A 26,422-nucleotide genomic window follows, 5' to 3' on the forward strand; every position below is an offset into this window, starting at 1 on the left:
CTACAATAATGAAGTCGGCTAGACAATGGCGCAGATGACAAAGGGAGGTGCGTCATGATCATTCAAGACATCAAAGCCAGCCTGCACGGCTTCTCGATCGAGATTCCGCTTCTCGAGGGTCGCGTCGAAGGGTACGGCCGCGAGGAGCAGACGCACTTCGTCTTTTGCCAGGTGGAGACCGATGAAGGCATCGTCGGCTACGGCCTGACGGGACATTTCCTTTCGCGAGCGGTGATCGTGGCGCTGGAGAAACACATCCTGCCTTGCGTGAAAGGCATGGACGTCCGCGATCTCGAAAAGATCCATCAGCGCGTCTGGCAGAAGCTCAACCCGCGCGCCATGAGCGGCACGATCTCGATGGCGCTGTCGTGCCTCGACATCGCGCTCTGGGACATCATCGGCAAGAAGGAAGGCCGCTCGATTGCCGCGATGCTCGGCGGCGCCCGCACCGAGGTGCCCTGCTACGTCACCTTCGGCTTCCCGCAATACGACATCGATCTTCTCGGTGAAGCCGCCAAATTGCATGTCTCGAACGGCTTCAAGGCCCTGAAATCGGTCGTTGCGGTCGACAAGGGCGGCTGGCGCGAGGATGCGCGCCGCGTGAAGGCGATCCGTGATGCCGTCGGTTCCGAGATCGACCTGATGATCGACGCCAATTACCTCTTCAACCCGGTCGAGGCCAAATATCTCTGCCGTGAGATCGAGGACTGCGGGATCACCTGGTTCGAGGAGCCGCTGACGCAGAACGATGCGCGCGCGCTTGGCGATCTGCGTCGACACACGAAGATTCCCATCGCTGCCGGCCAGATGGAAGGCCATCGCTGGCGCGTGCGCGAATTCGTCGAGCACCAGTCGCTCGACATCCTGCAGCCGAACGTGACCTATTGCGGCGGCTATACAGAGGCGCGCAAAATCGCCCACCTCGCGCAGATCTACAACATGCCGATCGCCAATGGCGGCGGCTGGCCCTTGTTCAACATGCATCTGCTTGCCGGCATGATGAATGGCTGGATTGTGGAGTGGCATCTGGGCATGGTCGCCGTCGGCGAGATGATGTTCACCGATGCGCCGAAGCCGGTGAACGGCATGATCAAGATCCCCGAGCGGCCGGGCCTCGGCCTTACTCTAAACGAGGATGCGTTCCGCGAGACGCGGGTCGCGCTCGACTGATAGCTCTGGCCGAAATAAATTGTTGACACTTAACAATTGCGGGGCCTAGTCTCCGCCAGGCTTTGGGCGACTGTAGAGGGTGATCCCGAAGACCTGCCAAGAACGGCTTCGTCCGACGGACGATCCATGTCCGTCGGCACTCTGGGAGGATTGTCATGACACGACTGCCACTTTACGCGGCGGCCAGCGCCGCGTTCATCCTGAGCGGCGCAGCCGTTCAGGCACAGGAATACCCCGTCGACACGGTAACGCTCATCACGCACTCCAGCCCCGGCGGCGGCAGCGACGTGTTCCTGCGCGAACTGTCGCGCTATCTCGCGCCCTATCTCGGCGCCAATGTGATCGTCGAGAATGTCAGCGGTGGTTCGGGTGCATCGGCCATGGCGCGGCTTGCACAGGCCCCGGCGGACGGCTCGATCTTCTACGCAACGACGCCGACCTTCATCTACACGTCGCTGCTTTCCGATCCGGAGTACAAGTACACGGATCTCGAGCCGCTGGTGAACTTCTTCATCGATCCGGAAGTCATCTACACGGCTGCCGACAGCGAGTTCGAGACACTCGAAGACGTGATCCAGTATGCCCGCGACGGTCGCGGCCAGTGGGGCGCGGCGAACCCGGCATCGCTGGAGCGCCAGGCGCTGGAACAGCTGAAAGCCGCTGCCGACGTCAATGCGGCCGTCGTGACCCATGAAGGCGGCGGCGACCTGATGATCAACGTGCTGAACGGCACGCTGCAGATCGGTGTCGGCGAAGTCCAGGAAATCCAGTCGCAGCTGGAAGCCGGCGAGCTTCGCCTGCTTGCAACCTTCAGCGACGAGCGACTCGACGCATTCCCGGACCTGCCGACGGTTGCTGAAAGCGGCTACGACGTGATCGTCCGCAAGTTCCGCGGCCTTGCAGGCCCGCAGGGTCTGCCGGACGACGTCGTCGCAGCATGGGAAGCCGCCACGCAGGCCGTGCTCGAGGACGAAGAATATAAGGCGGCTTACGAAGCCAACAACCTTCGCGCCGAGTTCATCGGCCATGACGACTATGTCGCCTTCATCGAACAATTCGGCACCGAAACGTCGACGTTCCTGAAAGATACAGGCGTCATCGAATAAGCCATTTGGCTTTTGGAGCGGCGCCTTTCGGGGCGCCGTTCTTTTTTCCAGTTCCTGCTTCCAGGGTGTGAGACCGTCATGTTGACCCGAGATTTCGTCGGTGGTGTCGCGACCATCGTGATCGGTGCCGTTTACCTGTACTTCGCCTATCAGCTGCGCGTCAGCGCGCTGGACGACAGCATGGGTCCCGGTGGCCTGCCGCGCATCTACGGATGGCTGCTCGTCGGCCTGGGAGCGGTCCTGATCATACAAGGCGTTTTCGCGCGAAGGCTTGCCGCACCGGCTGGAGCCGAGCCCGTCAAAGGCGAGTGGGAAGGACAGGGGCGCAAGATCGCCTACGCGTTCGGACTGCTCGTGATCGCGATGGGCTATATCTTCATCGTCGAAAGCGTCGGCTATCTGATGTCCATCGGACTTCTGATCATCACGACCGCGCTTTATCTCGGCGCCGGCTTCTCGGGCCGCCTAATCGGCATCGGCCTCTTCGGAGCCGTCTTCCTCTACGCGATGTTCGTCACCCTGCTGGGCGTGCGCATGCCGGCCGGCGTGCTCGCGCCGCTTGGGCTTTGAGAGCGATTAAGGACGACTGACCATGGAAACGATCGCACTCACGGCTGCCTATCTTCTGGATTGGCACATTCTTCTCGCAGCGCTGGCAGGCGTCACCTGGGGCATCATGGGCGGCGCGCTGCCGGGGATCTCGCCGTCTATCACGATGGCGCTGCTCCTGCCCTTCACCTATACGATGGACCCGACCGGCGCGATCGTGCTGCTCGCCTCCACCTATATCGGCGCGGAATATGGCGGCTCGGTGCCTGCCATCCTCATTCGCACGCCCGGCACCAATGCGGCCGCGGCGACCGTCATCGACGGTTACGAGATGAACAAGCAGGGCAAGGCGGGGCTGGCCCTCGGCATTTCGCTGATCTCAGGCTTCTACGGCAGCATGTTCGGCCTCGCCATGCTCATGGCACTTTCCGGGCCATTGGCGCTGGTGGCGCTCAATTTCACGCCGATGGCCTACTTTGCGCTCGGCATTCTCGGCTTGTCCGTCATTGCGACACTGTCCGGCGAAAACCTGATCAAAGGTTTCATTGCCGCCATTCTCGGCCTGATGATCGCAACCATCGGCAGCGATCCCGTCACCGGTGGCACCCGCTTTACCTTCGGCTCCTCTGAACTGCTCGGCGGCATCGAGCCGGTGATGATCATGGTGGGACTCTTCGCCATGAGCGAACTTCTCATCCAGGCATCCAAGCGCGGCGCCGATGAGCGCGTGACGTCGCGGCCGCGCATTCAGTTTCCGGACTGGAAGCTGACGAAGCGCCTGTTCCCGGCGCAGATGATCGGCAACGGCATCGGCACCTTCGAAGGCGTCATGCCCGGCGCCGGCGGTACGATCGCCTCCTTCATGGCGTACAACGAGGCGCGTCGCTGGTCTAAACATCCGGAAGAATTCGGCAAGGGTTCACCGGAGGGCATCGCCGCACCGGAAACCGCAAACAACACCGTTGCCGAAACCGCGCTCGTCCCGCTGCTCTCCTTCGGCATTCCAGGGTCGAACTCCACCGCCATCCTGCTCGGCGGCTTCCTGATCCATGGCATCGTGCCCGGCCCCATGCTGTTCGAGCGCTCCGGCGAAGTGGTCTACGGGCTCTATGCCGGCCTTTTCGCAGCTATTATCGGCATGGTCATCATGGGCTTCCTCATGCTGCCGGTCTGCATCTGGCTCGTGAACCGGCCGCGGCCTTATCTCAACGCCTTCATCCTGGCGCTGATCCTGTCGGGCATCTACTCGATCCACAACGAGACCTTCGATCTCGGCATCATGCTGGCAGCCGGCGTGCTCGGGTTCTTCATGCGCATGCTGCGCTTCCCGTTCCTGCCGACCGTGCTCGGCCTCGTGCTCGGCTATCTGGTGGAAAGCAACTTCCGCCGCTCGCTGGTGCTGTCAGGGGACGATTTCATGATCTTCGTCGATGACCGGATTTCGCTCAGCCTTCTGCTGCTCGCCTTCCTGTTCATTGCCGGCTCGATCGGCAAGCACGCCTACGACGCCTTCTTCCGCAAGCCCAAGACCGTTTCCGAAAGCTGATACCATGAAGCACGACACACCGACCCAATCCGTCTCCGAGCGGCTCGCCGCCTGGGGCGTCTCGATGAGCCCCGAAAGCCTGTCGGACGCAACGCGCACCAAGAGCCGGGACATTCTCGTCGACATCGTCGGGCTCTGCGTCGCCGCGCGGCACACGGACTATGTCGCCGCGACCAAGGCGGCGTCGGAGCCGGGCGACCACATCGTGATCGGTCATGGCGAGCGGGTGTCGGCATCGAGTGCGGCGCTGATCAATGGCACGGCCGCGCATGGCGAGGATTTCGACGACACGTTCGAGGGCGGACCGGTGCATTCGGGCGTCGTCATCGTTCCCGCACTGCTCGCCGCCGCGCAGAAATACAAGCTCGGAAACGACCGGGTGATGCTGGGCATCGCAGCCGGCACGGAACTGCTCTGCCGGCTGGCGCTGACGCTGCCGAAGGCAGTGCACAAGGCAGGCTTCCATCCGACCGCGGTTCTCGGCACCTTCGCTGCCACCTTCGGAATCGCGGTTGCACGTGGCGCCGACGAGAAGACGATCGTCAACGCTCTCGGCATCGCCGGCTCCACCGCGTCCGGCATCATCGAATATCTCGGCGACGGCAGCTGGACCAAACGCATGCATCCGGGCTGGTCGGCGCAATCGGCGCTGCGGTCCTTCGCGATGGCCGAGGCCGGCTTCTTCGGCCCGCGCATGGTCTTCGAAGGCACCCATGGTGCGTTCAAGACGTTCGCACCGTCGATCGAGCCGAAGACCGACAAGCTGTTCGAGGGGCTCGGCGAGACCTTCGTGATGGATACGATCACCTTCAAGCCCTACCCGTGCGGCACGATGGTGCAGCCCTATATCGACGCCGCCATGAAGCTGCGCGCAAAGAACGTGAAGCTCGACGGCATCAAGCGGATCGTCTGCAAGACGGCCGAAGGCATCGTGCACCGCCTCTGGGAGCCGATCGAACTGAAGCGTCGCCCGCCGACGGCCTATGCGGCGAAGTTTTCGACACCCTTCGGCGTCGCGCTCGGTCTTGCCCGCGGCCATGCCGATCTCGGCGATTTTACGGATGATGCCATCCAGGATGCCGAACTTCTGCGGCTTTGCGCTCTCGTCGATTTCGAGATCGACCCGAACAATCCCTACCCGGCCGCCTACACCGGGCATGTGCGGATCGAATACGAGGACGGCAGCATCGAGGAGGCCGATCAGGGCCATATGCGCGGCGGTTCGGAAGAGCCCCTGACGCGCGAAGAGATCGATGGGAAGTTCCGTGCCAACGTCGCCTTTGGCGGCCACGAGGATGCCGAAGCCCTGCTCAGCGCCTGCAATGAAATCGGCGCGATGAAGGGTGGATACGAACTGATTGTGGAGCTTGCGAAATGACCACTGAAGACCTGAAGGGGCGCGTCGCGCTCGTCACCGGCGCCTCGCGCAACATCGGTCGCGCGATCGCGGTCGCGCTCGCCTCGCGTGGTGCCGACATCGTCGTGCATGTTGCGCGCGACACCAATGCCGGCGCCGAAACCGTCGCCGCCGTGGAAGCGCTCGGGCGCAAGGCTGAGCTGCTTTCCGGCGATCTGTCCGACCCTGAAACGGCACGCAGCGTCGTCGCCGATGCAGCCGCTGCCTTCGGCCGCTTGGACATCGTGGTCAACAATGCAGCAATCCGGCCCGAAGCGGCCTTCGGCGACATCACCTTTGCCGATTGGCGGCAGGTGATGGGCGTTGCGCTCGATGCGGTGTTCCTCGTCAGCCAGGCAGCACTGCCGCATCTCGAAGCGAGCGACCAGGCGGCGATCATCAATCTCGGCGGCTTGACCGGACACACCGGTGCTGCGCACCGCGCCCATGTCATCACCGCGAAAGCGGGCGTCGTCGGGCTCACCAAGGCCATGGCGCACGAACTGTCACCGAAGGGCATCACCGCCAACTGCGTGGCGCCGGGCCTGATCGATACGAAGCGCGTTTCTAACGATGGCGCGGCGCCGAAACATCACGATACGCGCAAGACGCTGGTCGGGCGCCGGGGCACACCGGAAGACGTGGCCGAAGCCGTCGCCTATCTTGCCGGACCAGCCGGACGCTACATCACCGGCGAAACGCTGCATGTGAATGGTGGCACCTACCTTTCATGACCCTTTCCGCCAACCTGCAGCTCGCGGGGGGCATCCTCGCCTCGGCCATCTGCGGGTGGCTCGCGTCGCTCACGGGGATCCCGCTGGCCTGGATCCTCGGTGCGATGGCGGGAAGCGCGATCTACGCGAACACCATCGGGCTTGGCGGCAAAACGAAATATGTGCGGCGGCTCGGACAGCTCCTGATCGGGGCTGCAACGGCCGCCGTCCTTACACCGAACATCCTCGGCGAGCTTCTCTCCTATTTCCCGGCAATGGTGGCGGCCGCCATCGTCGCCAATGCGCTCGGCGTGCTGCTGGCCTTTCCGCTGGCGAAGATCGCCAATGTCGATCGCAAGAGCGCGCTTCTGTCAACGCTGCCGGCCGGCATGTCCGAGATGGCGTCGCTCGCCCGCGAAACCGGCGCGCAGGCCGACGTGGTCATGGTCGTCCACACGTTGCGCGTGGTGATGATCGTCGTGCTGGTGCCGTTTCTCTTCGGGATCGACCGCAGCGCCGTGCAGGCAACGATCGATCCATCGGCGAGCATTATCGCGCTTTTCGCCTGCCTCGTCGGCGGGCTTGTCCTGTCGATCGTCACGTCAAAGCTCGGCGTTCTCAATCCATGGGTGATCATGCCCATGGCCGTCGGCATCGTGCTCGTCTCCTTCGAAGTCTCGATCGCCCAGATGCCCTGGGGTGTGCTGGTCGTTGCGCAGATCCTCATCGGCTTCTCGCTCGGCGCGCGGCTGAAGAAGGAAGATTTCGCCCGGGTGCCGCGCGCAGCGCTTGCCGCGGTCATCTGCAGCGGCGGGCTGATCGCGATCATGATCTTTGGTTTCGTGCCGATCCTGCAGCTCTTCGTCGATGAGAGCCCTATATCTCTTGCCCTCGGCGTCGCGCCCGGCGGTCTCGGCGAGATGATCGCTTCGGCCAAGGCACTCGGCGCTGCCTCGGCCATAGTCGCCGGTTTCCAATTCACGCGATCCTTCCTCACCAATGTGATCGCGCCACCCCTCCTCATTCGATTTGCCGCCAACACGAAAGGCCCCAACACATGAAAATCGTCGACATCCGCGAAGCGGTCGTCTCGATCTCCTCGCCCATCCGCAATGCGTTCATCGACTTCTCCAAGATGACGGCGAGCGTCGTGGCGGTGGTGACCGACCAGGTGAAGGACGGCAAGCCGGTCGTCGGCTACGGCTTCAATTCCAACGGGCGTTACGCGGCAAGCGGGCTGTTGAACGAACGCTTCCTGCCGCGCCTGCGCGAAGCCGCTCCCGAAAGCCTGATCCGCGACGACGGCACCAATCTCGACCCGCACAAGATCTGGGCGACGATGATGGTCAACGAGAAGCCCGGCGGGCACGGCGAGCGCTCGGTCGCCGTTGGCGTCGTCGACATGGCGGTGTGGGACGCGGTCGCCAAGATCAACGGCGTGCCGCTCTACAAGCACCTCGCCGATACCTATGGCGATGGCACGCACGACGATTCGGTCTTCGTCTATGCCGCGGGCGGCTACTACTATCCCGGCAAGGACGACAGCCAGTTGCAGGATGAAATGCGCCGCTACCGGGCCATGGGCTACGAGGTGGTGAAGATGAAGATCGGCGGCGCACCGCTCGACGAAGACATCCGCCGCATCGAGGCCGTTCTGGAAGTGGTCGGCGAAGGCAAATATCTCGCCGTCGACGCCAATGGCCGCTTCGACCTGGAAACCGCGCTTGCCTATGCGGAGGCGATGAAGCCCTACAACCTCTTCTGGTACGAAGAGGCGGGCGATCCGCTCGACTATCACATCCAGAACGAGCTCTCGAAGGTCTACCCGGGCCCGATGGCGACCGGCGAGAACCTCTTCTCGCACCAGGATGCCCGCAACCTCGCACGCTATGGCGGCATGCGCCCGGATCGCGACTGGCTGCAGTTCGACTGCGCACTGTCCTATGGCCTCGTCGAATACATGCGAACGCTGGAGGCCATCGGCAAGGAAGGCTTCTCCAGCCGGAACTGCGTTCCGCATGGTGGGCACCAGCTGTCGCTGAACATCGCAGCCGGCCTGAAGCTTGGTGGCAATGAAAGCTATCCGGAAGTGTTCAAGCCGTTCTGCGGCTTTGCCGACGGCATCAAGGTCGAGAACGGCCGCGTCGGCCTGCCGGACGCACCCGGGATCGGCTTCGAGCAGAACTCGGCGCTGATTAAGGCGATGCGAGACGCCACCAACACCTAGAGCAATTTCGCTTTTCTTCGAATCGCTCAATGACTCTAGGTCTTTGATTTGTCGCGTTTTCCAACGGTGAACCGGTAACCACTTCACCTGGAAACGCTCTAAGCGGGCGACTTGACCGCACATCACAAGACGTCAGAATAAGGGAGGAAACCCCATGAGCACCCCCGCGCGCAAGCCTGACACGCAGGCTGTCCAGAGCGCCGATCCGCATGCGCATCTTGCCGGCCTGACCAAGGCCGCCGCATCATTCGTCGCCAAGCACCGCTTCGAGGATCTCAACGACGAGACGCTCCGCATCGCGCGGCGCTGCGTCCTCGACGGCCTGGCCGTTGCGCTCGCCGGATCCGAACAGCCGGGCATGGCGCCGCTTGGCGCCTATATCGACAGCCTTGGCGGCACGCCGCAGGCGCGGTTGATCGGGTATGCGTCGCGCAAGGTGCCAGCGCACCTTGCCGCACTCTGGAGCGCAACTGCCGGCCACGCGATGGACTGGGACGACACGCAACTCGCCGAAGGTCCAGGCCGGCCCTACGGCCTCCTGATGCATCCGACCATGCCGCCGCTGGTTGCGGCGCTGACCATGGCGGACCTCGTCGCCGGCGAAACGGGCACACCGGTCGACGGCAAGACGTTCCTGACGTCCTTCACGGCTGGCTTCGAGGTGGGCTGCAAGATCGCCGAGGCGATCAACCCAGACCACTACATGCGCGGCTTCCATACGTCCGGCACAATCGGCACCTTCGCGGCCGCCGCAGCGGCGGCCAAGATGCTCGGCATGAACGAGGAAGACGTGGCAAAGACCCTCGGCGTCGCTGCTTCCATGGCTTCCGGCATTCGCGCGGGCTTCGGCACGATGACAAAGCCGATGCATGTCGGCCGCGCCGCGGAAAACGGCATCACAGCGGCTCTTCTCGTGCGGCACGGCTTTTCGGCCAATCCGGAAGCGCTCGACGGTCGCTGGGGCTATCTCGCCATTGCCGGACCGGGCGGCGAGCCGGCGCTGGTCAACCACAAGTTCGGCAAGCCCCACACGATGGAAAGCCCGGGCGTCTCGATCAAGCCGTATCCATCGGGCGTGCTGACGCATCCGAGCATGGATGCACTTCTGTTCCTGATGCGCGAGAACGGGCTTGAGGCGAAAGACGTCCAGTCCGTGAAACTCAAGGCAGGCAGCAACGTTCTCGGCCCGATCCGCTTTCGCATTGCGCGCACCGAACTCGAGGGAAAGTTCTCCTTCGCGTTCCTTTTGACGGCGATCATTCTTGCCGGTCGTGCCGGCAAGGCGGAATTCACCGACGAGTTCGTGTCATCGGCAGCCTCACAGGACATGCAGGCCCGCATCGAGACCGAGTTCGATCAATCCATCGAGGATATGGGCTGGGATCGCATCCGCTCGAAGATCGAAGTCACGACGACCGATGGCCGGGTCATCGAGCGTTGGGCGGACGAGAACTATCGGGGCAGCCCACACAACCCGCTCTCCGATACGGAGCTCGAAGGCAAGTTCCGCGACTGCGCCGAAGGCCTCATCGACGAGGCACGGATGCAGCGGGTGTTCGACACCGTCTGGTCGCTGGAGAACAGCACGGATGTCGGAGCGATCTTCGACCTGCTCGACTGGAACGCCACGCGCTAGACCAGCAAAAGTTGAAGTGTAACGATTGACCCGGCTGATATTTCATCGGCCGGGCCACTGGCGTTATGTTCTAGCGGTCTGCGGCAGACGCCGCCTGCCGCACAATAAATCATCAGAAAGTGCCTTTTATTGCAACAGAACGCACTTATTGCACCCGATATAAAGCTGGCAGTACATGATCGATACATGGCAGCAATCGGCGATTGCATGGATTCTTTGTATAGTCAGACCTTGGTCCGCTTTACCGCAAGTTAAAAAACGATTAATAGCTCGCGAGAAGCGGAGCGCTGCTGCTCAGACCCGCCAAGAGGTCCCGCTTGGAAACGCCTTTCAATTGGCCTCGGATGATTCGAGACGGAGATTGAAAGATATGACGAGTCCTCAAATCGGAGCGATGTCCGACCACCGCGTTTTAGGTGTCGCGCGTGCTTTCGGCTTCATCTTCGCTGGAGCGCTGGTTTCAACCATGGCGTTCGCCATGATCCCCAACCAGTTCTTCATCGTCTCCGAAAAGGCGGTGGTGAACGCTCCCGTCAACCTCATCACTTCGCCGATATACGGGCGCATCGACGATATACGGCTTGAAGTCGGGGCTGCAGTCCAGCCTGGCTTCGTCGCCGCCGTCATGTCGAACCCGAACCAGGACCAGACCTCCGTGGTCGGCCTGCGGTTGGAAAAGCTCGACATCGAGGAACGGCTGAACAACGAACTGGCGGCGCTCGATCAGCGCCGCGACCGCCTGACACTGATCGACGTGCAGATCGCCGACGTCAAACGCGGAGCGCTCGAAGAACTTGCCTCCATCGTCGAAAGCGCCAACTCGAACGTGCAGTATTTCCAGGCGAAGGTGAACGAGCAACAAGCCCTCGTCGACCGCCAGCAGACCCTGCTCGACCGCGGCGTCATCAAGCCCGAAAGTATGGCTCCACTGCTTCAGCAAAAGGCGGCTGCCGAATTCGAGTTGCAAGGCGCCCAGGGGGAACTGAAGCGGCAGGAGCTGCTGCGATCGCTCTTCGAACAGGGTATCTTCACCGGCGGGCAGAGCGCGACCAACATCTTGTCGCTGGAACTGCAACGCAAGACGCTTGCCGTGGACGTGGAAGAAGCGGAAACCGAAATCAGCCAGATGCAGCGCCGGCTGGCTGAACTGACGCAGTTGCTGGATGGCGAGCAGAACCGTCTTGGCGGCATTGGCGCCGCCGAAGTGAAGGTCGAAGCATCCGGCCAGGTGGTCAGTGTCGAAGCTGCCTATGGCGACTTCCTGACACAGGGCCAGCCGATCGCCCGTTCGCTCGATTGCAACGAAGCCTTCGTCGCCGCCGTCTATTCGAGCCGCGATGTGGCCGATATCGAGATCGGCACGCCGTCGCTCGTCAACATCCGCAGCATCGGCCAACAGCGCCACGGCCGCGTCTCCAAGATCGTGCGCTATTTCGGCAAGGGCGGAGAGGATCGCTATTTCGAAGAGCTTCCGGAAGCGGAAGGGCACGAGGTTTATGTGCTCGTCGAGCTCGACAGCGAAGCCGAAGACGGCGAGGGCGCCGGTCTCGTCGAGACCGATCAGTCCAAGTTCTTCGGCTGTCATGTCGGCGAGGACGTCGTCGTTTCGCTCGGCGAGCCGATGATCGAAAAGCTGGTGCGCTACTCCACGGACGTGGCGGCACTTGTCGGTCCCTATCTCGGCCTCGACACCGTTTTGAGCACCGCGCAGGCATCCGACGACCCACAGGACGCCACCACCGCTACCGTGGCACGCGTCACCTACTGAGGCGATGACCGATGGCGCCGAGGGCACCACTTCAGCCGCGATCCTGGCTGCACTCGCCCGCTGTGCGGGCCGCGCAGGCAGGCGCCGGACTTGTGCTCTGCGCGATGATCGCTTCTCCTTTCACCAACTCGGCTCGCGCCCAGGAGCCACTCGATGCCGGTTCGTCGATGCGGGAGCAGGTGGCATGCTCCGCCTGCGCCGCACTCGAAGCGATGATGCCGGCTGGTGAGGGACCGTTCTTCTACCGCAGCTTCGAGCCGGCCAATGCGGGATCGCGGCTGCATCCCTCGCTCGAAAACACGGCATTCACCTACGATAATGCTCTTGCGGCGATGGCTCTTTACGCGTGCGACCGCGCTGAAAAGGCCCGCCGCGTGGTCGACGCGCTGATCGTCGCCCAGGCGACCGATCGGCATTATAGCGACGGACGACTGCGCAATGCCTACCGATCCGGACCGGTCTCGCAGGCCGAAGAGAGCATCCTCCTGCCGGGCTATTGGGATGCCGGCGCGAACCAGTGGATCGAGGACGGCTATCAGGTCGGCTCGGCGACCGGGAGCACTGCCTGGGGTGCGCTCGCGTTTCTGACGGCTTTCGCCGAAGAGAACGAGCCGGTTTTTCGCCAGGCGGCCGTAGACGTCATGGCGTGGGTGAACACGCAGACGCGCGATCCGCTGGGCAAAGGCTATTTCGGTGGCTTTTTCGGCCATGAACCCGCGCCGCAATTGCAGACCTGGAAGTCGACCGAGCACAATATCGACGTCTATGCCGCCAATCGCTGGCTGGAGGATCTGGATGGCGGCGCTCAATGGGCGGAGGCGGCCGAAAGCGCCGATGTTCTGCTGGAAGCCATGTGGCGACCGGACACAGGCAGCCTTCACATCGGCACCCTCCCCGACAGCGACGCGCCGAACCTGACGAGCTCCGGCCTCGACGCGCAGCTCTGGGCACCGATCGGCACTGACCGCTTTGCCGATCGCACCGACGAGATCATGGCCTGGACCGAAGACAATCACGGCATCGGCGAAGGCACTGTGTCGGGTTTCGACTTCAACGACGATCGCGATGGGATCTGGCTGGAGGGTACCGCGCAGGCGGCGCTCACCTACCGGCTCACCGGCGCCGCAGAGAAGGCCGAGCCGCTGTTCGCGACGATCGCGGAGAATTTCGCACCCAACGGGCTCGTCTACGCGACGGCGGACGAGGAGCTGACGACGGGCTTAAGCGTCGGGCCGGCGTCGGAGCCGGGCGATTTCAAATATTACCGCTTGCCGCATGTCGGCGCGACGGCGTGGGCGGCGCTGGCCGCGCTCGACTGGAATCCCTTCACCGGGCGCAGGGAGAGCGCCGCAACACCCTTGGAGCCTCCTGCATGTCTCCCGAAACCGTAACGCTCAGCGACGCGGGTCTCTTTTCCCTCATCGCGGCCGCGCTCGTTCTCGCCTGTGCCTTTCTGCTGGACAGCAACAAGACGCTCGATCGCGTCGTCTTCGGCAGCATCGTCATCGTGATGATCGGCAACTACCTGCTGTTTCGCATCTCAGACACGCTGCCACAGTTCGAGTGGAGCGCCTATGCGATCTGGCCCCGCATCTATCTCGCCTTCGAAACGATCATCGTTTTCTACACGATCCTCTCCATCGTGTTCTTCTTCAAACGCAGCGACCGGACGGCCGAGGCGAACGAGAGCCAGCACAGGCTCGAAGAGGCCGCAGGGCGTGGCGAAGCGGTGCCGGGCGTCGACGTCTTCATCTGCACCTACAACGAAGATCTCCTGATCCTCGAACGCACGATCCTTGCGGCAAAAGCGATCGATTATCCGAACTTTACCGTCTACGTGCTCGACGATGGCAATCGCGACTGGCTCGGCGCGTTCTGCGCGAAGGTCGGGGTGCACCACATTACGCGGGCCGACAACAAGGGCGCCAAGGGCGGCAATCTGAACAATGGCCTGGCACGATCGGCCGAGATCTCCAACGCGCCCTTCGTCCTGATCCTCGATGCCGATTTCGCGCCGCAGTCGCCCATTCTCAAACGCACCGTCGGCCAGTTCGCCGATGAGACGATCGGCGTCGTGCAGACACCGCAGTTCTACTACAACGCCGATCCGGTGCAGCATAACCTGCTCGCCAAGGATGCATGGGTCGACGACCAGCGCATCTTCTTCGACGTGATGCAGCCTTCGAAGGATGCCTGGGGTGCTGCCTTCTGCGTAGGAACGTCCTGCGTCGTGCGGCGCAGCGCGCTCGATCTTATCGGCGGCATGCCGCATGAGACCGTGACGGAGGATATCCACCTGACCTACCGGCTGCTGCAGAAGGGGCTGAAGACACGGTGGCTGAACGAGCGCCTGTCGGTCGGCCTGTCTGCCGAAAGCCTGTCGGGCTACATAACACAGCGCTGCCGCTGGTGCCTCGGCACGATCCAGGTGGCACTTTTGAAAGACGGGCCATTCCGCGGGTCGGGCTACAGCTTCACCGCCAGACTGCACTATTTCCACGGCCTGCTCTTCTGGTTCTGCCGGCCGTTCATCCTGATGCTGCTCGCGGCCCCCATCCTCTATTATTTCATGGGGCTGCCCGCGATCCTGATGGAGCCGGCCGCGTTCTTCCTCTATGCGCTGCCGACGGTCGCCGGGATGTGGATCTTTCATGCCTGGGTGTCGGGGCGACGCTCGCTGCCGCTCTTTACCGAAGTGTCGCAGATGGTGGTTGCCCTGCCGATCACGGTCGCAATCGCCCATGCGATTGCCAGGCCTTTCGGCCGGCCGTTCAAGGTGACGGCCAAGGGCGAGGACCGCAGCAAGGTGCAGGTGATCTACCCGCTTGCGCTGACCTTCTTCGCGATCATCGTCTTGACCTTCATCGGCATGCTGCGCGGTCCGATCCTCAACACCCACAACGACCTCGATGCCTTCTCGATCGCCTGGGGACTGATCGTTATGGTCTACGCGTTCGTCTCGCTGCTCGTCTGCATCGAGCTGCCACGCCCGGCTGCAGAGGACGTGCGCTTTCCGCTCAACCGCACGACCAGGATTGCGATCCCCGGCATGACCGAGATGGGCCGTGTCACGAGCATATCGCCCTTCGACGCTGTCCTTCAGCTCGACCGGGGCGCTCTTTCTGAAAAATCGACGGTGGGGGACACGATGTGGTTTTCGCCCTTCGATGGGCTGATCCTGGCGGGGCGGGTGCTGGAACGTGCCGCCGATGCCAATACCATTCGTGTGGAGATCGTCGCCGCCTGCGAGCGCAGCGGCGCCGTCACCTACGATGCGGCGGAAGTCCGCCACATCGTGATCGGATGGCTCTTCAGTAAAACCCCGATCAATGTCGCGCCGGTGGCGTCGCTCGGTCGGGCACTCGCCAGCTTGCTGCGGCGCATGTTCGGGCGCGCCGCCACCCTGATCAGGACGGCTGCGCCATCGACGCCGTAGGCGATCAGAAAGTCGCCGTCGCCTGCATGGTGGTGCGCCCCTGATGATCCGCGCACCACAGATCGAAGCCCTTCTCCGTCGGGTCCGCATTCACCGTGAAGATCGCGCCGTGGAACAGGGGCGATACGCCACGGTAATCGAAGGTGGCGACCGGGCGTGCCTCTGCCAGCTTGGCGGCGAGATGCAGCATCAATGTCGCCTGCAACGGGCCGTGGACGACGAGGCCGGGATAGCCCTCCTCGCTGCGGGCATAATCGACATCGTAATGGATGCGATGGCCGTTGAAGGTGAGCGCCGAATAGCGAAACAGCAATGTCGTCGTCGCATCGACCGAAATGCTGTGGACGCCAACGCGGGGCTCGACCGGCACGGGGGAAGGCTTTGCGGCGTCCATCGGGCGATAGACGATGTCCTGGCGCTCCGCTACCGCGACCTCGCCACCGGCGATGATGTCGTGGGCGACGGTGACGAAGACCAGTTCGCCGCTGCGACCCGTCTTGTGGACGATGTCGGCAATGCGCGACCGGCGCGTCACCACATCGCCGGGCTTCAGCGGCCGCAGGAACGTCATCGCCCCGCCTGCCCACATGCGGCGCGGCAAGGGAACGGGCGGCAGGAAACCCCCGCGCGCCGGATGACCGTCCGGCCCCAGGCCCTCAGGCGCCACGGCCTGCGGTGCGAGGCACCAGTGGATGGCGAGTGGCGCAGCCTCCGGCTCAGGATGCAGCCCATGGCCGATTGTCGCCTCGAAGCGCTCGATCAGCGCCGGCGTCACGGTTTCGACCTGCGCTTCCTTGCGCCCGATCCAGCCACGCAGATGATTCATGTCGATGGCTTGGCTCATCAGTCGGCTCCTTCGGCAAACTCGGCCCGGACAGTCTCGGTATCGCGGCCAAGCTCGGGAACCGGGCCACCCTTTACCCGCCGCCGGACGGGCGACGCGACCGGCTCGAACGCGCCGCCCGGTACCACACCATCGACCCGGCGCAAGGCCGGATGAGCAGCGAGATCGGCGACGGTCGAGACCTTCGACCAGGCCAGCGCGTTTGCTTCGAGAAGCGCGATCGCTTCGCTGCGCGTCATCGCGCCGAACACCTGATCGAGGATGGCGCCGAGCTCGCGGCGATGTTCGACGCGTGTCGGGTTGTCGCGGTATCTCGGATCGTCGACGAGGTCCGGCCGCTTGAGAACGGCGGTGCAGAGCCGCTTCCACTCGCCGGGGTTCTGCACGACGATGACGATCTCTCCGTCCGAGCAGGCGACGCTGTTATAGGGGAAGATCGCCGCGTGGCTGAGGCCGGTGCGAGGCGTCGCCCGGCTGGCATAGACATGGTGAAAGAGCGGCACGCTCATCATGTCGGCCATGGCGGCGAACATGTCGATCTCGATGGCCTGCCCCTTGCCGGTCTGGGAACGCTCGATCAGCGCCTCGAGGATTGCCGCGTGGGCGTTCATGCCGGTCTGCACATCGGCCAGCGAGACGCCGACCTTGACCGGCGTGTCCGCGGTTCCGGTAACGGCGCAGATGCCGGCTTCCGCCTGGATCAGCATGTCGTAGGCGCGCATGGCGGCATAGTCGCTGTCCTGCGGATAGCCGACGATGTCGAGCGCGATCAGGCGGGGATGGCGCGCGACGAGGTCCTTCGCGCCGAGACCGAGGCGCTCGGTCGCGCCGGGCGCCAGGTTCTGCACGAAGACGTCGGCCTTCCCGATCATGCGTTTCAAGAGCGCGAGATCGGCCGGGGCCTTGATATCGAGAACCGTGCTTTCCTTGCCGCGGTTCAGCCAGGCGAAATAGGCGCTCGTGCCATGCACCGCCTTGTCGTAGTGGCGCGCGGTCTCGCCCTCGGCCCGTTCGACCTTGATCACCCGCGCGCCCGCATCCGCCAGGCGCTGGGTGCAGGTGGGCGCAGCGACGGCCTGTTCGATGGATACGACCAGCAAACCTTCGAGCGGCAGCATGGAACCTCCCTCAGCCATCAGTAGGAGCGCGGCATGCCGAGAACATGCTCCGACACGTAGCTGAGGATGAGGTTGGTCGAGATCGGCGCCACCTGGTAAAGCCGCGTTTCGCGGAACTTGCGCTCGACGTCGTATTCCTCGGCGAAGGCAAAGCCGCCGAAGGTCTGGACGCAGGCTTCGGCCGCGGCCCAGGACGCTTCCGCCGCCAGCATTTTCGCAATGTTGGCCTGCTCGCCGCAATCCTCGCCAGCCTCGAACCGGCGCGCTGCTTCATGCACCATCAGTTCGGCCGCGCGCATCTCAGCATAGGCGCGGGCGATGGGGAACTGGATGCCCTGGTTCTGGCCGATCGGCCGGCCGAAAACGCTGCGCTCATTGGCGTAGCTCGACGCCTTGTCGATGAACCATTTTGCGTCGCCGATACATTCGGCCGCGATGAGGATGCGCTCGGCGTTCATGCCCGAGAGGATGTAGCGGAAGCCTTTGCCTTCCTCGCCGACGAGGCTTGTCGCCGGCACCACGACATCGTCGAAGAACACTTCTGTCGTTGAGTGGTTCATCATGGTGCGGATCGGCTTGATCGTCATGCCGGCTTTCAGCGCCTCGCGCATGTCGACGATGAAGACCGACAGGCCATCGGTGCGCTTCGTCACCTCTTCCTTCGGCGTCGTGCGGGCGAGAAGGAGCATCAGGTCGGAGTGCTCGGCGCGCGAGGTCCAGACCTTCTGGCCGTTGATGACGTAGCGGTCGCCTTCTCTTCGGGCAAACGTCTTGATCGAACTCGTATCGGTGCCGCTGGTCGGCTCCGTCACGCCGAAGGCCTGGAGACGCAGCTCGCCGGATGCGATGCCCGGCAGGTAATTCTCCTTCTGGGCCTCGCTGCCGTGCCTGAGGAGCGCACCCATGATGTACATCTGCGCATGACAGGCGGCACCGTTGGCGCCAGCGCGTTGCACTTCCTCCAGGATCGCCGCGGCGGCGGAGAGCGGCAGGCCCGAGCCGCCGTAATCTTCCGGGATCAGAACCGACAGATAGCCGGCATCCGACAGCGCCTTCACGAAGTCGGTCGGATAGGCGTTTTCACGGTCCAGCTTGCGCCAGTATTCCGGCGAGAACGTCGCGCAGAGCCGGCGCACGCTCTCCCGGATCTGGGTAATCTCTTCGCTTTCCGGCAGGTCCTTGATCGTCATGAGATGCGTCTCCCTCAGCCGGCCGCCAGCAGCGGCCCCAGTCTGTTCAATTCGCCGATCGCCCAGAGGCGCGGCATAAGCTTCGTCATCTCCGCCGGGTCGGCGGCATTCGAGAACCGGGCAAGCCCGATCACTTTCGCCTCGATTTCGTCGCGGCTCAGCGTGTTGCCGGGATCTCCCTTGGGCTCATCCACGCGCGCATCGACGGTTCGCCCTTCTCTCGTCACAATGCGCACTTTGCCGATCCAGCGCGCCGGGTAGGCACCGTCCACCTCCGGGTCGAGCACCATCGTGACGCGCGCGCGGAAATCCGCGACATCGGCGCGATCGAACATCTCGTCGAACTCCGTCATGCCGGCGCGGCCATGGGCGGCGATGAGACCGAGCGTCGTGCCCATGGAGAACTTTGCCTGGTGAACGCTTTTCGGCGTCACGACCGGACCGAGGACGTCGATCGCGCCCTGATGCACGAAGGCCGTGACGGACGCGATATCGGCCATGGCGAGCTTCTGCTCGGTCATCGCTTTCAGAAGCGCGTCGGCCGCAGGGTGGGTATGGCGGCAGGAGGCGTGGAACTTGAAGGAGGTTTCGGCGATGGCAAAGCGGGATCCCAACCGGTCGACGAGGCGGCGCGGATCGGCGTCGCTCGACATGCCGGCGGCAAGCCCTTGCGCGCCTTCCAGAATGCGGGTCGCCCCGGTGAAGCCGTCACGGGCGAGATAGGCAGCCGTCAGTCCGTTTGCGGCGGCCTTGGCCGTGTGAAGCGGTTTGGAATCGGCGCCATCCCGCAGGAATTCCCAGAGCCCGGCGGCCTGCGTTCCGGCAGACCCGAATGCGTGGTTCATTTGAGCCGGCGTCAGGCCGAGCAAGCGGCCGGCGGCAGCAGCGGCGGCAAATGCGCCGGCCGTGCCCGTCGTATGGAAGGTCTTGTAGTGCGACCGGCCGAGAAACTCGCCGACCCGGATCCCAACTTCATAGCCGGCTATCGATGCCGCCAAAAATTCCTTGCCCGATGCGCCGCTTGCCTGTGCGACGGCGAGCGCAGCTGGGAACACGACAGCCGCCGGATGGAATACGGAGGCATTGTGGACGTCGTCCTGCTCGGCGACATGGGAAGAGGCGGCGTTGACCATGGCGGCGAAGAGCGGCGACGTCCGGCCGCGATCAATCAGCGTCTCGCACGGACCATCGGCTGGACCCATCGACTTCGCAAATGCGGCGATTGTCTCGACCGGCGCAACACCTTTTCCTGCAAGTGCCGAACCGACCCAATCGACGAAAAGATCTTCCGTCCGGGCGACGATATCGGCAGGCACGGCATCGAGATCGAACTCCGACGCGAAAGCGGCAAGCGTCGCGCTTTCGCCGGCGCCGTTTGCTGCCCTGGTATCGTACGCTGTCATGGTGACCATCCTCCGTAGCGACGACTGCTAGCAAGCCCATGCGCGGCAAGGCAATTCGGCATTGCCAAAGCCCGGCTTTGCCTGCATCGAAAGGGCAGTTGCCAAGCGGCGCGAAGTTCGGAGCCTCATGTCCCTACCGCGATACGATCTCACCGACCTCAGGCTCTTCATCCACGTGGCGGAAGCCGGCAATCTGACCCGCGGCGCGGAGCGGAGCCATCTGTCGCTCGGCGCAGCGAGCCTGCGCATCAAGAACCTCGAAGAGACGCTTGGCACGCCGCTGCTCAGGCGCATGAGCCAGGGGGTGGAGCTGACGCGGGCCGGTGAGACATTGCTTGAGCATGCGCGCGCAATCCAGCGCCAGACGGAGCGGCTGCATGGCGACCTGCAGGCCTACTCCACAGGCCTCAAGGGTCGGGTCCGCATCTTTGCCAACACGACGGCGATCACGGAAATCCTGCCGGCGGCGCTCGGCGCCTATCTCGTTCATCATCCTATGGTGGATGTGGACCTCGAGGAGCGGCTGAGCCCGGAAATTGCACGCGCCGTCGCCGACGGTGTGGTGGATATCGGCATTCTGGCCGGGACCGTGCCCGCCGAGGGTCTGGAGATGATCCCGTATCAGCGCGACCGGCTCGTGCTGGCGACACCGCTCGGCCATGCTCTGGCCGGTCTTGATGAGATCGCCTTCGCACAGGCGATTGCCGAGAATTTCGTGCTGCTCCATGCGGGAAGCGCCATCCACGGCTTTGCCGAGCAGATCGCCTCCGACATGGGCACGAGCTTGTCCATCCGGATACGCGTATCGGGCTTCGAAGCCATGTGCCGCATGATCGAGGCAGGTGTCGGTGTCGGCCTCATTCCAGAGACGGTGGCGCGAAGGCTCTCGAAGAGCCACGATATCGCGCTGGTTTCGCTTTCCGACGATTGGGCGACGCGCGAACTGAAAATCTGCCTCAGAGACCGCAACGAGCTGCCGGTCTTCGCGCGCGACCTCGTCGACTTCCTGATCCGCCACAATGCCGAGATGTCCCCGCGGGCCTAGGTTCCTCGTTTGCCACTTCGGACCAGCGTCGCTATAGGCTGAACGCTGACCAACACGGCAGGGCAAGAGGATCATATGGCTGGCAATATCAGGCTGCATCGCGGCGACATCTCGATCGAGGATGCGGCCCGCTATACCGGCGCGATCGCGATCGACACCGAAACGCTCGGCCTCGTGCCGCGCCGCGACCGGCTCTGCGTCGTGCAGCTTTCGCCGGGTGACGGCTCGGCCGACGTGATCCAGATCGCGGCCGGCCAGAAAGAAGCGCCGAACCTCGTGGCGCTTCTCGCCAACCCCGCGCTGCCGAAGATCTTCCATTTCGGGCGCTTCGATATCGCCGTGCTGTTCAACGCTTTCGGCGTCACCTGTGCGCCGGTGTTCTGCACCAAGATCGCTTCGCGGCTGACGCGCACCTATACGGACCGTCACGGCCTGAAGGACAATCTGAAGGAGCTGATGGAGGTCGATATTTCCAAGCAGCAGCAGTCCTCCGATTGGGGCGCCGAGACGCTGACGGACGCACAGCTCGAATATGCCGCCTCCGACGTGCTTTATCTGCACGGCCTGAGGGACAAGCTGAGTGCCCGGCTCGAACGGGACGGACGGATGGCGCTTGCGGAGGCGTGCTTCGAGTTCCTGCCGACACGCGCGAAGCTCGATCTCATCGGCTGGGAAGAAACCGACATCTTCGCCCATAGCTGATCCGACGGACAGGAGCCGGTCATGAACGGGAATGGTCTGGCCAAGCGGCTTCTGGATGTAATCGAGAACGACATCCTGCCGCTGACTGAGCGCGGCGTTGCCGACGGCAACAAGGTCTTCGGCGCGGCGATCCTGCGCAAGTCGGATCTGTCGCTCGTCATCGCCGAAACCAACAACGAAACGGAAAATCCGCTCTGGCACGGCGAAGTTCACACGCTGAAGCGCTTCTACGAGATGGCGGAGACGCCGCCGACGGGCGAGCTGATCTTCCTATCGACGCACGAGCCCTGCTCGATGTGCCTGTCGGCGATCACCTGGGCGGGCTTCGACAATTTCACCTATTTCTTCAGCCACGAGGATTCGCGCGACAGCTTCTCCATCCCGCACGACCTGAAGATCCTGAAGGAAGTGTTTCGGCTGGAGCCGGGGGGCTACGCGCGCGACAATGCGTTCTGGAAATCGGCACCGATGGCAGCGCTGATCGCGGCTGCGCCCGAGGCCGAGCGTGCCGCACTGGAAGAGCAGGCTGCCCGAATCACGGAGCGCTATGCTGCCCTTTCCGCGCGCTACCAGGACGGCAAGGCCGACAACGCCATTCCGCTGAACTGAATTTTCGCCTTACCGAAGCTGAAATGAAAAAGGCCCGCGAAGATCGCTCTTCGCGGGCCCTTTGATTTCGAATGGTCTAACGGCCGAGGCTTACTTGTCGTCGCCCTGCTTCTTGAGCGCGGCGCCGAGAATGTCGCCCAGCGAAGCGCCCGAGTCGGACGAACCGAACTGTGCGACGGCTTCCTTCTCTTCTGCGATCTCGAGAGCCTTGATCGACAGCGTGATCTTGCGATCGCGCTTGGAGAAGTTGACGACGCGTGCGTCGAGCTTCTGGCCAACCGAGAAACGCTCCGGACGCTGATCGTCACGATCGCGAGCGAGGTCGTTGCGACGGATGAACGATTCCAGGTTCTCGTGGTCGACGAGGCGGACTTCGAGGCCACCATCGGTCACTGCGGTGACTTCCGCGGTGACGACGGCATTCTTGCGCAGGTCGCCGGAAGCGGCAGCATCGCCAACCGCATCACGGCCGAGCTGCTTGATGCCGAGCGAGATGCGTTCCTTCTCGACGTCGACGTCGAGAACCTGGGCCTGAACCATGTCGCCCTTGTTGAACTCCTCGATGACCTGCTCGCCCGGACGGGACCAGTCGAGGTCGGAGAGGTGAACCATGCCGTCGACATCGCCGTCGAGGCCAATGAACAGGCCGAATTCGGTCTTGTTCTTGACTTCGCCTTCGACGACCGAACCGACTGGGTGCTTCTGAGCGAAGACATCCCACGGATTTTCGAGCGTCTGCTTGAGGCCGAGCGAGATGCGGCGCTTCTGCGGGTCGACTTCGAGAACGACCACGTCGACTTCCTGAGTCGTCGACAGGATTTTGCCGGGGTGAACGTTCTTCTTCGTCCAGGACATTTCCGAGACGTGGATGAGACCTTCGATGCCCGGCTCCAGCTCGACGAACGCACCGTAGTCGGTGATGTTCGTGACGGTGCCCGTGATGCGCTTGCCGGTCGGGTACTTGGTGCCGATGCCATCCCACGGATCCGCCTCGAGCTGCTTCATGCCGAGCGAGATGCGGTGCGTTTCCTGGTTGATGCGGATGATCTGGACCTTGACGGTCTGGCCGATCGACAGGATTTCCGTCGGGTGGTTCACACGGCGCCATGCCATGTCGGTGACGTGCAGCAGGCCATCGATGCCGCCGAGATCGACGAACGCACCGTAATCGGTGATGTTCTTGACGACGCCTTCAACGACCTGACCCTCTTCGAGGTTCTGGACGATTTCCGAACGCTGCTCGGCACGCGACTCTTCGAGAACCGTGCGGCGCGAAACGACGATGTTGCCGCGGCGCTTGTCCATCTTGAGGATTTCGAAGGGCTGCGGGTTGTGCATCAGCGGCGTGACGTCGCGGATCGGACGGATGTCGACCTGGCTGCGCGGCAGGAAGGCAACAGCGCCGTCGAGATCGACCGTGAAGCCGCCCTTGACCTGGTTGAAGATGACGCCTTCGACACGCTCGCCGGCCTCGAACTTGACTTCGAGCTTGACCCAGCTTTCTTCGCGACGCGCCTTTTCACGCGACAGGACTGCTTCGCCAAGCGCGTTTTCGATGCGCTCGACATAGACTTCGACTTCGTCGCCGACCTTCATCTGGCCGTCGCGGCCCTTGGCGCCGAATTCCTTCAGCGGGACGCGGCCTTCGACCTTCAGGCCGACGTCGATGATGGCCATGTCCTTCTCGATCGCGGTTACGGTGCCCTTGGCAACGTAGCCTTCCGCGAGATCATTACCGCCAAAGGATTCTTCGAGGAGGGCTGCGAAGTCCTCCCGCGTGGGGTTTGCTACTGACATTGAGTGCTCCTGGTGACCGGGCCGCAATCTTCATGCTGGCCTGGCACGCGCCGGTATCTTGTGTTGCGATCATTCCAGGAGTGACCTGGCCTCGTCGCCCGAAAGCGGTGGCCAATGATCCGGCGCGGTGGTCTCTCGCGGAATGCTTAACTCGGTTTCTTGCGCGCCAAGGCCTCGTCTATGAGAATTTGGGCGGCGCGAAACGCGGCCTCTATACTCATTTCCGACGTATCGAGCAAGTGCGCGTCGTCGGCAGGGCGCAGCGGCGAATCCACACGGCCCATGTCGCGGGCATCGCGGCGGCGGATGTCGTCCAGCACGTCGTCATAGGAAAGGTTGCCGCCCGACTTGCCGATCTCCTCGAAACGGCGCCCGGCACGTACGCCGGGCGACGCCGTCACGTAGAGCTTCAGCTCCGCGCCGGGGCAGACCACCGTGCCAATGTCGCGGCCGTCGAGCACGACGCCGGGCTCGCGGATGGCAAACCGGCGCTGCGCTTCGACCAGCGCGCGGCGCACTGCCGGCATAACGGCCACCTTCGACGCGGCCTCGCCGATCTCATGCGCGGCGAGCACAGAGCGATCGAGCGCGCCGAGATCCACTTTGTCGGCCTGCTCCGCCGCCAGCGTCTCGTCGTCGAGCGGCAGGCCGGCGTCGAGCAGCGCCTTGGCGGTTGCGCGATAGGTCAGGCCGGTATCGAGATGGTGGAAGCCGTAACGTTCGGCGATCTTGCGGGCGAGCGTTCCCTTGCCGGAGGCGGCCGGGCCATCGATGGCGATCGTGAACCCCATCAGGCCGGCTCCTCCACGCCACATTCGATCGTGGCGCCGAGACCCGCCATCAGATCCATGAATTCCGGAAAGCTCGTCGCGATCATGCGCGCATCGTCGACTGTGACAGGATGTTCGCTGGCAAGCCCCATGACCAGGAAGCTCATGGCAATTCGGTGATCGAGATGCGTCGCGACCGCATCGCCACGGGCCGAGCCGATGCCCCTGCCCGACGGCGTGCCGCGCACGGTCAGGATCGCCTCGCCTTCGGTGCAGTCGACATTGTTAAGACGAAGCCCGGCGGCAACGGCCGCCAGACGGTCGCTTTCCTTGACGCGCAACTCCTCGATGCCATCCATGACGGTTTCGCCCTCGGCAAAGGCCGCCGCGACGGCAAGCACGGGATATTCATCGATCATCGAGGCAGCGCGTTCCGGCGGCACGACGACACCCTTCAGCTCGGAATGGCGCACGCGCAGATCGGCAACATCCTCGCCACCGGCAGAACGTGCATCGAGAATGTCGATCCTGCCGCCCATCTCGATCAGCGTGGTGATCAGGCCCGTGCGCGTCGGGTTCATGAGCACATTGAGGATGGTAATGTCGGAGCCCGGCACCAACAGCGCCGCGACGAGGGGGAACGCCGTCGAGGACGGATCACCCGGCACGTCAATGACGCAGCCTTTCAGTTTCGGCTGACCTTCGATGCTGATGTGGCGGGTTCCGTCTGCGTCCGTCTCGATGTCGAGCGACGCGCCGAATCCCGCTAGCATCTTTTCTGTATGGTCCCGCGTCATGATCTTTTCGGTCACCGTGGTGACACCGGGTGCGTTGAGCCCGGCGATCAGGACCGCGGACTTCACCTGCGCCGAGGCCATGGGAACGGTATAATGAATGGGTGCTGCCATGCGCGGGCCGCGCAGCGTGACAGGCAGCTTGCCGCCTTCGACCGATTTGACCTGCACGCCCATAAGCTTCAGCGGATCGAGAACACGACCCATCGGCCGCGCCGAGAGGGACGCGTCGCCGATGAAGGTCGTTTCGAAATCATAGGTTCCAGCCAGCCCCATGGTCAGGCGGCAACCGGTGCCCGCATTGCCGAAATCGAGCGGCGCCTTTGGCTCGAGCAGGCAGCCATTGCCGGTGCCCTCGATGATCCAGGTATCGCCTTCCTTGCGGATGGAGGCGCCCATTGCGCGCATGGCGTTGCCGGTCGCGATCACATCCTCGCCTTCGAGCAGGCCTGTGATCCGCGTTTCACCTGCGGCGAGACCGCCGAACATGAAGGAGCGATGGGAGATCGATTTGTCTCCCGGAATTCGCACGGTGCCCGAAAGCGGTTCGGAACGTCGCGCCGTTGCCGGGATTGCGCCTTGGCTGCCATGTGCCATCGTGGA

Annotated in this window: 22 protein-coding genes; 15 read left to right on the forward strand and 7 right to left on the reverse strand. The window is 63.5% G+C overall.

Annotated features, from left to right (window positions below):
• The first annotated feature begins 54 nt into the window (after positions 1 to 54).
• From D5400_RS02030 to D5400_RS02085, 12 genes are all read left to right on the forward strand, one after another.
• A complete protein-coding gene (locus D5400_RS02030) occupies positions 55 to 1,170 on the forward strand; it encodes a mandelate racemase/muconate lactonizing enzyme family protein (RefSeq protein ID WP_126007176.1) in 1,116 nt (371 codons plus the stop codon).
• Between the two features lie 155 nt (positions 1,171 to 1,325).
• A complete protein-coding gene (locus D5400_RS02035; RefSeq protein ID WP_126007178.1) occupies positions 1,326 to 2,276 on the forward strand; it encodes a Bug family tripartite tricarboxylate transporter substrate binding protein in 951 nt (316 codons plus the stop codon).
• A 78-nt stretch (positions 2,277 to 2,354) separates the two neighbouring features.
• The gene (locus D5400_RS02040) at positions 2,355 to 2,846 is read left to right on the forward strand and encodes a tripartite tricarboxylate transporter TctB family protein (RefSeq protein WP_126007180.1); all 492 of its coding nucleotides are present in this window, start codon (positions 2,355 to 2,357) and stop codon (positions 2,844 to 2,846) included.
• A 22-nt stretch (positions 2,847 to 2,868) separates the two neighbouring features.
• Positions 2,869 to 4,371, forward strand: a complete 1,503-nt coding sequence (locus D5400_RS02045) for a tripartite tricarboxylate transporter permease (RefSeq protein WP_126007182.1) — start codon at positions 2,869 to 2,871, stop codon at positions 4,369 to 4,371.
• 4 nt (positions 4,372 to 4,375) lie between these two features.
• Positions 4,376 to 5,749, forward strand: a complete 1,374-nt coding sequence (locus tag D5400_RS02050) for an MmgE/PrpD family protein (protein ID WP_126007184.1) — start codon at positions 4,376 to 4,378, stop codon at positions 5,747 to 5,749.
• Complete coding sequence (locus D5400_RS02055; RefSeq protein ID WP_126007186.1) at positions 5,746 to 6,501, forward strand: SDR family NAD(P)-dependent oxidoreductase; 756 nt, start codon at positions 5,746 to 5,748, stop codon at positions 6,499 to 6,501. Before D5400_RS02050 ends, D5400_RS02055 begins: the two co-directional genes overlap by 4 nt.
• On the forward strand, positions 6,498 to 7,541 hold the full coding sequence (locus tag D5400_RS02060) for an AbrB family transcriptional regulator (RefSeq protein ID WP_126007188.1): 1,044 nt from the start codon (positions 6,498 to 6,500) through the stop codon (positions 7,539 to 7,541). Before D5400_RS02055 ends, D5400_RS02060 begins: the two co-directional genes overlap by 4 nt.
• On the forward strand, positions 7,538 to 8,707 hold the full coding sequence (locus D5400_RS02065) for a mandelate racemase/muconate lactonizing enzyme family protein (protein ID WP_126007190.1): 1,170 nt from the start codon (positions 7,538 to 7,540) through the stop codon (positions 8,705 to 8,707). The genes D5400_RS02060 and D5400_RS02065 overlap by 4 nt, the downstream gene beginning before the upstream one ends.
• A gap of 154 nt (positions 8,708 to 8,861) precedes the next feature.
• A complete protein-coding gene (locus tag D5400_RS02070) occupies positions 8,862 to 10,343 on the forward strand; it encodes an MmgE/PrpD family protein (protein ID WP_126007192.1) in 1,482 nt (493 codons plus the stop codon).
• A 370-nt stretch (positions 10,344 to 10,713) separates the two neighbouring features.
• Positions 10,714 to 12,111 carry an HlyD family secretion protein gene (locus tag D5400_RS02075; protein ID WP_164527757.1) on the forward strand — a complete coding sequence of 466 codons (1,398 nt, stop codon included), beginning with the start codon at positions 10,714 to 10,716 and terminating at the stop codon, positions 12,109 to 12,111.
• A gap of 11 nt (positions 12,112 to 12,122) precedes the next feature.
• Positions 12,123 to 13,502, forward strand: coding sequence for a hypothetical protein (locus D5400_RS02080; RefSeq protein ID WP_126007196.1), 1,380 nt, complete (start codon positions 12,123 to 12,125; stop codon positions 13,500 to 13,502).
• Positions 13,484 to 15,547 (forward strand): glycosyltransferase family 2 protein, encoded by a 2,064-nt coding sequence (locus tag D5400_RS02085; RefSeq protein WP_126007198.1) that lies wholly within the window; start codon positions 13,484 to 13,486, stop codon positions 15,545 to 15,547. Before D5400_RS02080 ends, D5400_RS02085 begins: the two co-directional genes overlap by 19 nt.
• Before the next feature lie 4 nt (positions 15,548 to 15,551).
• Here the strand turns inward: D5400_RS02085 and D5400_RS02090 are convergent, their stop codons facing one another.
• From D5400_RS02090 to D5400_RS02105, 4 genes are read right to left on the reverse strand one after another with little or no spacing between them, the layout of a single operon-like run.
• On the reverse strand, positions 15,552 to 16,391 hold the full coding sequence (locus tag D5400_RS02090; protein ID WP_126007200.1) for an HTD2 family dehydratase: 840 nt from the start codon (positions 16,389 to 16,391) through the stop codon (positions 15,552 to 15,554).
• A complete protein-coding gene (locus D5400_RS02095; RefSeq protein WP_164527758.1) occupies positions 16,391 to 17,509 on the reverse strand; it encodes a CaiB/BaiF CoA transferase family protein in 1,119 nt (372 codons plus the stop codon). The genes D5400_RS02090 and D5400_RS02095 overlap by 1 nt, the downstream gene beginning before the upstream one ends.
• A gap of 17 nt (positions 17,510 to 17,526) precedes the next feature.
• Positions 17,527 to 18,699: an acyl-CoA dehydrogenase family protein gene (locus D5400_RS02100; protein ID WP_126007204.1), complete on the reverse strand. Its 1,173-nt coding sequence runs from the start codon at positions 18,697 to 18,699 to the stop codon at positions 17,527 to 17,529.
• A 14-nt stretch (positions 18,700 to 18,713) separates the two neighbouring features.
• Positions 18,714 to 20,102, reverse strand: a complete 1,389-nt coding sequence (locus D5400_RS02105; protein ID WP_126007206.1) for an MmgE/PrpD family protein — start codon at positions 20,100 to 20,102, stop codon at positions 18,714 to 18,716.
• Positions 20,103 to 20,229: 127 nt separating this feature from the next.
• Between D5400_RS02105 and D5400_RS02110 the strand changes: the two genes are divergently transcribed.
• The 3 genes from D5400_RS02110 to D5400_RS02120 all read left to right on the forward strand — a co-directional run bounded on the left by D5400_RS02110 (position 20,230) and on the right by D5400_RS02120 (position 22,458).
• Positions 20,230 to 21,147, forward strand: coding sequence for a LysR family transcriptional regulator (locus tag D5400_RS02110; protein ID WP_126007208.1), 918 nt, complete (start codon positions 20,230 to 20,232; stop codon positions 21,145 to 21,147).
• A gap of 75 nt (positions 21,148 to 21,222) precedes the next feature.
• A complete protein-coding gene (locus D5400_RS02115) occupies positions 21,223 to 21,849 on the forward strand; it encodes a ribonuclease D (RefSeq protein ID WP_126007210.1) in 627 nt (208 codons plus the stop codon).
• A gap of 21 nt (positions 21,850 to 21,870) precedes the next feature.
• A complete protein-coding gene (locus D5400_RS02120; RefSeq protein ID WP_126007212.1) occupies positions 21,871 to 22,458 on the forward strand; it encodes a deaminase in 588 nt (195 codons plus the stop codon).
• A 90-nt stretch (positions 22,459 to 22,548) separates the two neighbouring features.
• On the opposite strand, the gene rpsA is transcribed toward D5400_RS02120, so the two are convergent.
• From rpsA to aroA, 3 genes are all read right to left on the reverse strand, one after another.
• Positions 22,549 to 24,255, reverse strand: a complete 1,707-nt coding sequence (gene rpsA, locus D5400_RS02125; protein WP_126007214.1) for a 30S ribosomal protein S1 — start codon at positions 24,253 to 24,255, stop codon at positions 22,549 to 22,551.
• Between the two features lie 146 nt (positions 24,256 to 24,401).
• Positions 24,402 to 25,046: a (d)CMP kinase gene (gene cmk, locus D5400_RS02130; protein WP_126007216.1), complete on the reverse strand. Its 645-nt coding sequence runs from the start codon at positions 25,044 to 25,046 to the stop codon at positions 24,402 to 24,404.
• The gene (gene aroA, locus D5400_RS02135; RefSeq protein WP_126007218.1) at positions 25,046 to 26,416 is read right to left on the reverse strand and encodes a 3-phosphoshikimate 1-carboxyvinyltransferase; all 1,371 of its coding nucleotides are present in this window, start codon (positions 26,414 to 26,416) and stop codon (positions 25,046 to 25,048) included. The genes cmk and aroA overlap by 1 nt, the downstream gene beginning before the upstream one ends.
• Between the last annotated feature and the right edge of the window lie 6 nt (positions 26,417 to 26,422).

It is taken from the genome of Georhizobium profundi (assembly GCF_003952725.1).
GTDB lineage: Bacteria > Pseudomonadota > Alphaproteobacteria > Rhizobiales > Rhizobiaceae > Georhizobium > Georhizobium profundi.

Excerpts from the sequence above, each read along its gene's own strand:
- D5400_RS02030 (WP_126007176.1), top strand. The coding sequence starts at position 55 with ATGATCATTCAAGACATCAAAGCCAGCCTGCACGGCTTCTCGATCGAG.
- D5400_RS02035 (WP_126007178.1), top strand. The coding sequence starts at position 1,326 with ATGACACGACTGCCACTTTACGCGGCGGCCAGCGCCGCGTTCATCCTG.
- D5400_RS02040 (WP_126007180.1), top strand. The coding sequence starts at position 2,355 with ATGTTGACCCGAGATTTCGTCGGTGGTGTCGCGACCATCGTGATCGGT.
- D5400_RS02045 (WP_126007182.1), top strand. The coding sequence starts at position 2,869 with ATGGAAACGATCGCACTCACGGCTGCCTATCTTCTGGATTGGCACATT.
- D5400_RS02050 (WP_126007184.1), top strand. The coding sequence starts at position 4,376 with ATGAAGCACGACACACCGACCCAATCCGTCTCCGAGCGGCTCGCCGCC.
- D5400_RS02055 (WP_126007186.1), top strand. The coding sequence starts at position 5,746 with ATGACCACTGAAGACCTGAAGGGGCGCGTCGCGCTCGTCACCGGCGCC.
- D5400_RS02060 (WP_126007188.1), top strand. The coding sequence starts at position 6,498 with ATGACCCTTTCCGCCAACCTGCAGCTCGCGGGGGGCATCCTCGCCTCG.
- D5400_RS02065 (WP_126007190.1), top strand. The coding sequence starts at position 7,538 with ATGAAAATCGTCGACATCCGCGAAGCGGTCGTCTCGATCTCCTCGCCC.
- D5400_RS02070 (WP_126007192.1), top strand. The coding sequence starts at position 8,862 with ATGAGCACCCCCGCGCGCAAGCCTGACACGCAGGCTGTCCAGAGCGCC.
- D5400_RS02075 (WP_164527757.1), top strand. The coding sequence starts at position 10,714 with ATGACGAGTCCTCAAATCGGAGCGATGTCCGACCACCGCGTTTTAGGT.
- D5400_RS02080 (WP_126007196.1), top strand. The coding sequence starts at position 12,123 with ATGGCGCCGAGGGCACCACTTCAGCCGCGATCCTGGCTGCACTCGCCC.
- D5400_RS02085 (WP_126007198.1), top strand. The coding sequence starts at position 13,484 with ATGTCTCCCGAAACCGTAACGCTCAGCGACGCGGGTCTCTTTTCCCTC.
- D5400_RS02090 (WP_126007200.1), bottom strand. The coding sequence starts at position 16,391 with ATGAGCCAAGCCATCGACATGAATCATCTGCGTGGCTGGATCGGGCGC.
- D5400_RS02095 (WP_164527758.1), bottom strand. The coding sequence starts at position 17,509 with ATGCTGCCGCTCGAAGGTTTGCTGGTCGTATCCATCGAACAGGCCGTC.
- D5400_RS02100 (WP_126007204.1), bottom strand. The coding sequence starts at position 18,699 with ATGACGATCAAGGACCTGCCGGAAAGCGAAGAGATTACCCAGATCCGG.
- D5400_RS02105 (WP_126007206.1), bottom strand. The coding sequence starts at position 20,102 with ATGACAGCGTACGATACCAGGGCAGCAAACGGCGCCGGCGAAAGCGCG.
- D5400_RS02110 (WP_126007208.1), top strand. The coding sequence starts at position 20,230 with ATGTCCCTACCGCGATACGATCTCACCGACCTCAGGCTCTTCATCCAC.
- D5400_RS02115 (WP_126007210.1), top strand. The coding sequence starts at position 21,223 with ATGGCTGGCAATATCAGGCTGCATCGCGGCGACATCTCGATCGAGGAT.
- D5400_RS02120 (WP_126007212.1), top strand. The coding sequence starts at position 21,871 with ATGAACGGGAATGGTCTGGCCAAGCGGCTTCTGGATGTAATCGAGAAC.
- rpsA (WP_126007214.1), bottom strand. The coding sequence starts at position 24,255 with ATGTCAGTAGCAAACCCCACGCGGGAGGACTTCGCAGCCCTCCTCGAA.
- cmk (WP_126007216.1), bottom strand. The coding sequence starts at position 25,046 with ATGGGGTTCACGATCGCCATCGATGGCCCGGCCGCCTCCGGCAAGGGA.
- aroA (WP_126007218.1), bottom strand. The coding sequence starts at position 26,416 with ATGGCACATGGCAGCCAAGGCGCAATCCCGGCAACGGCGCGACGTTCC.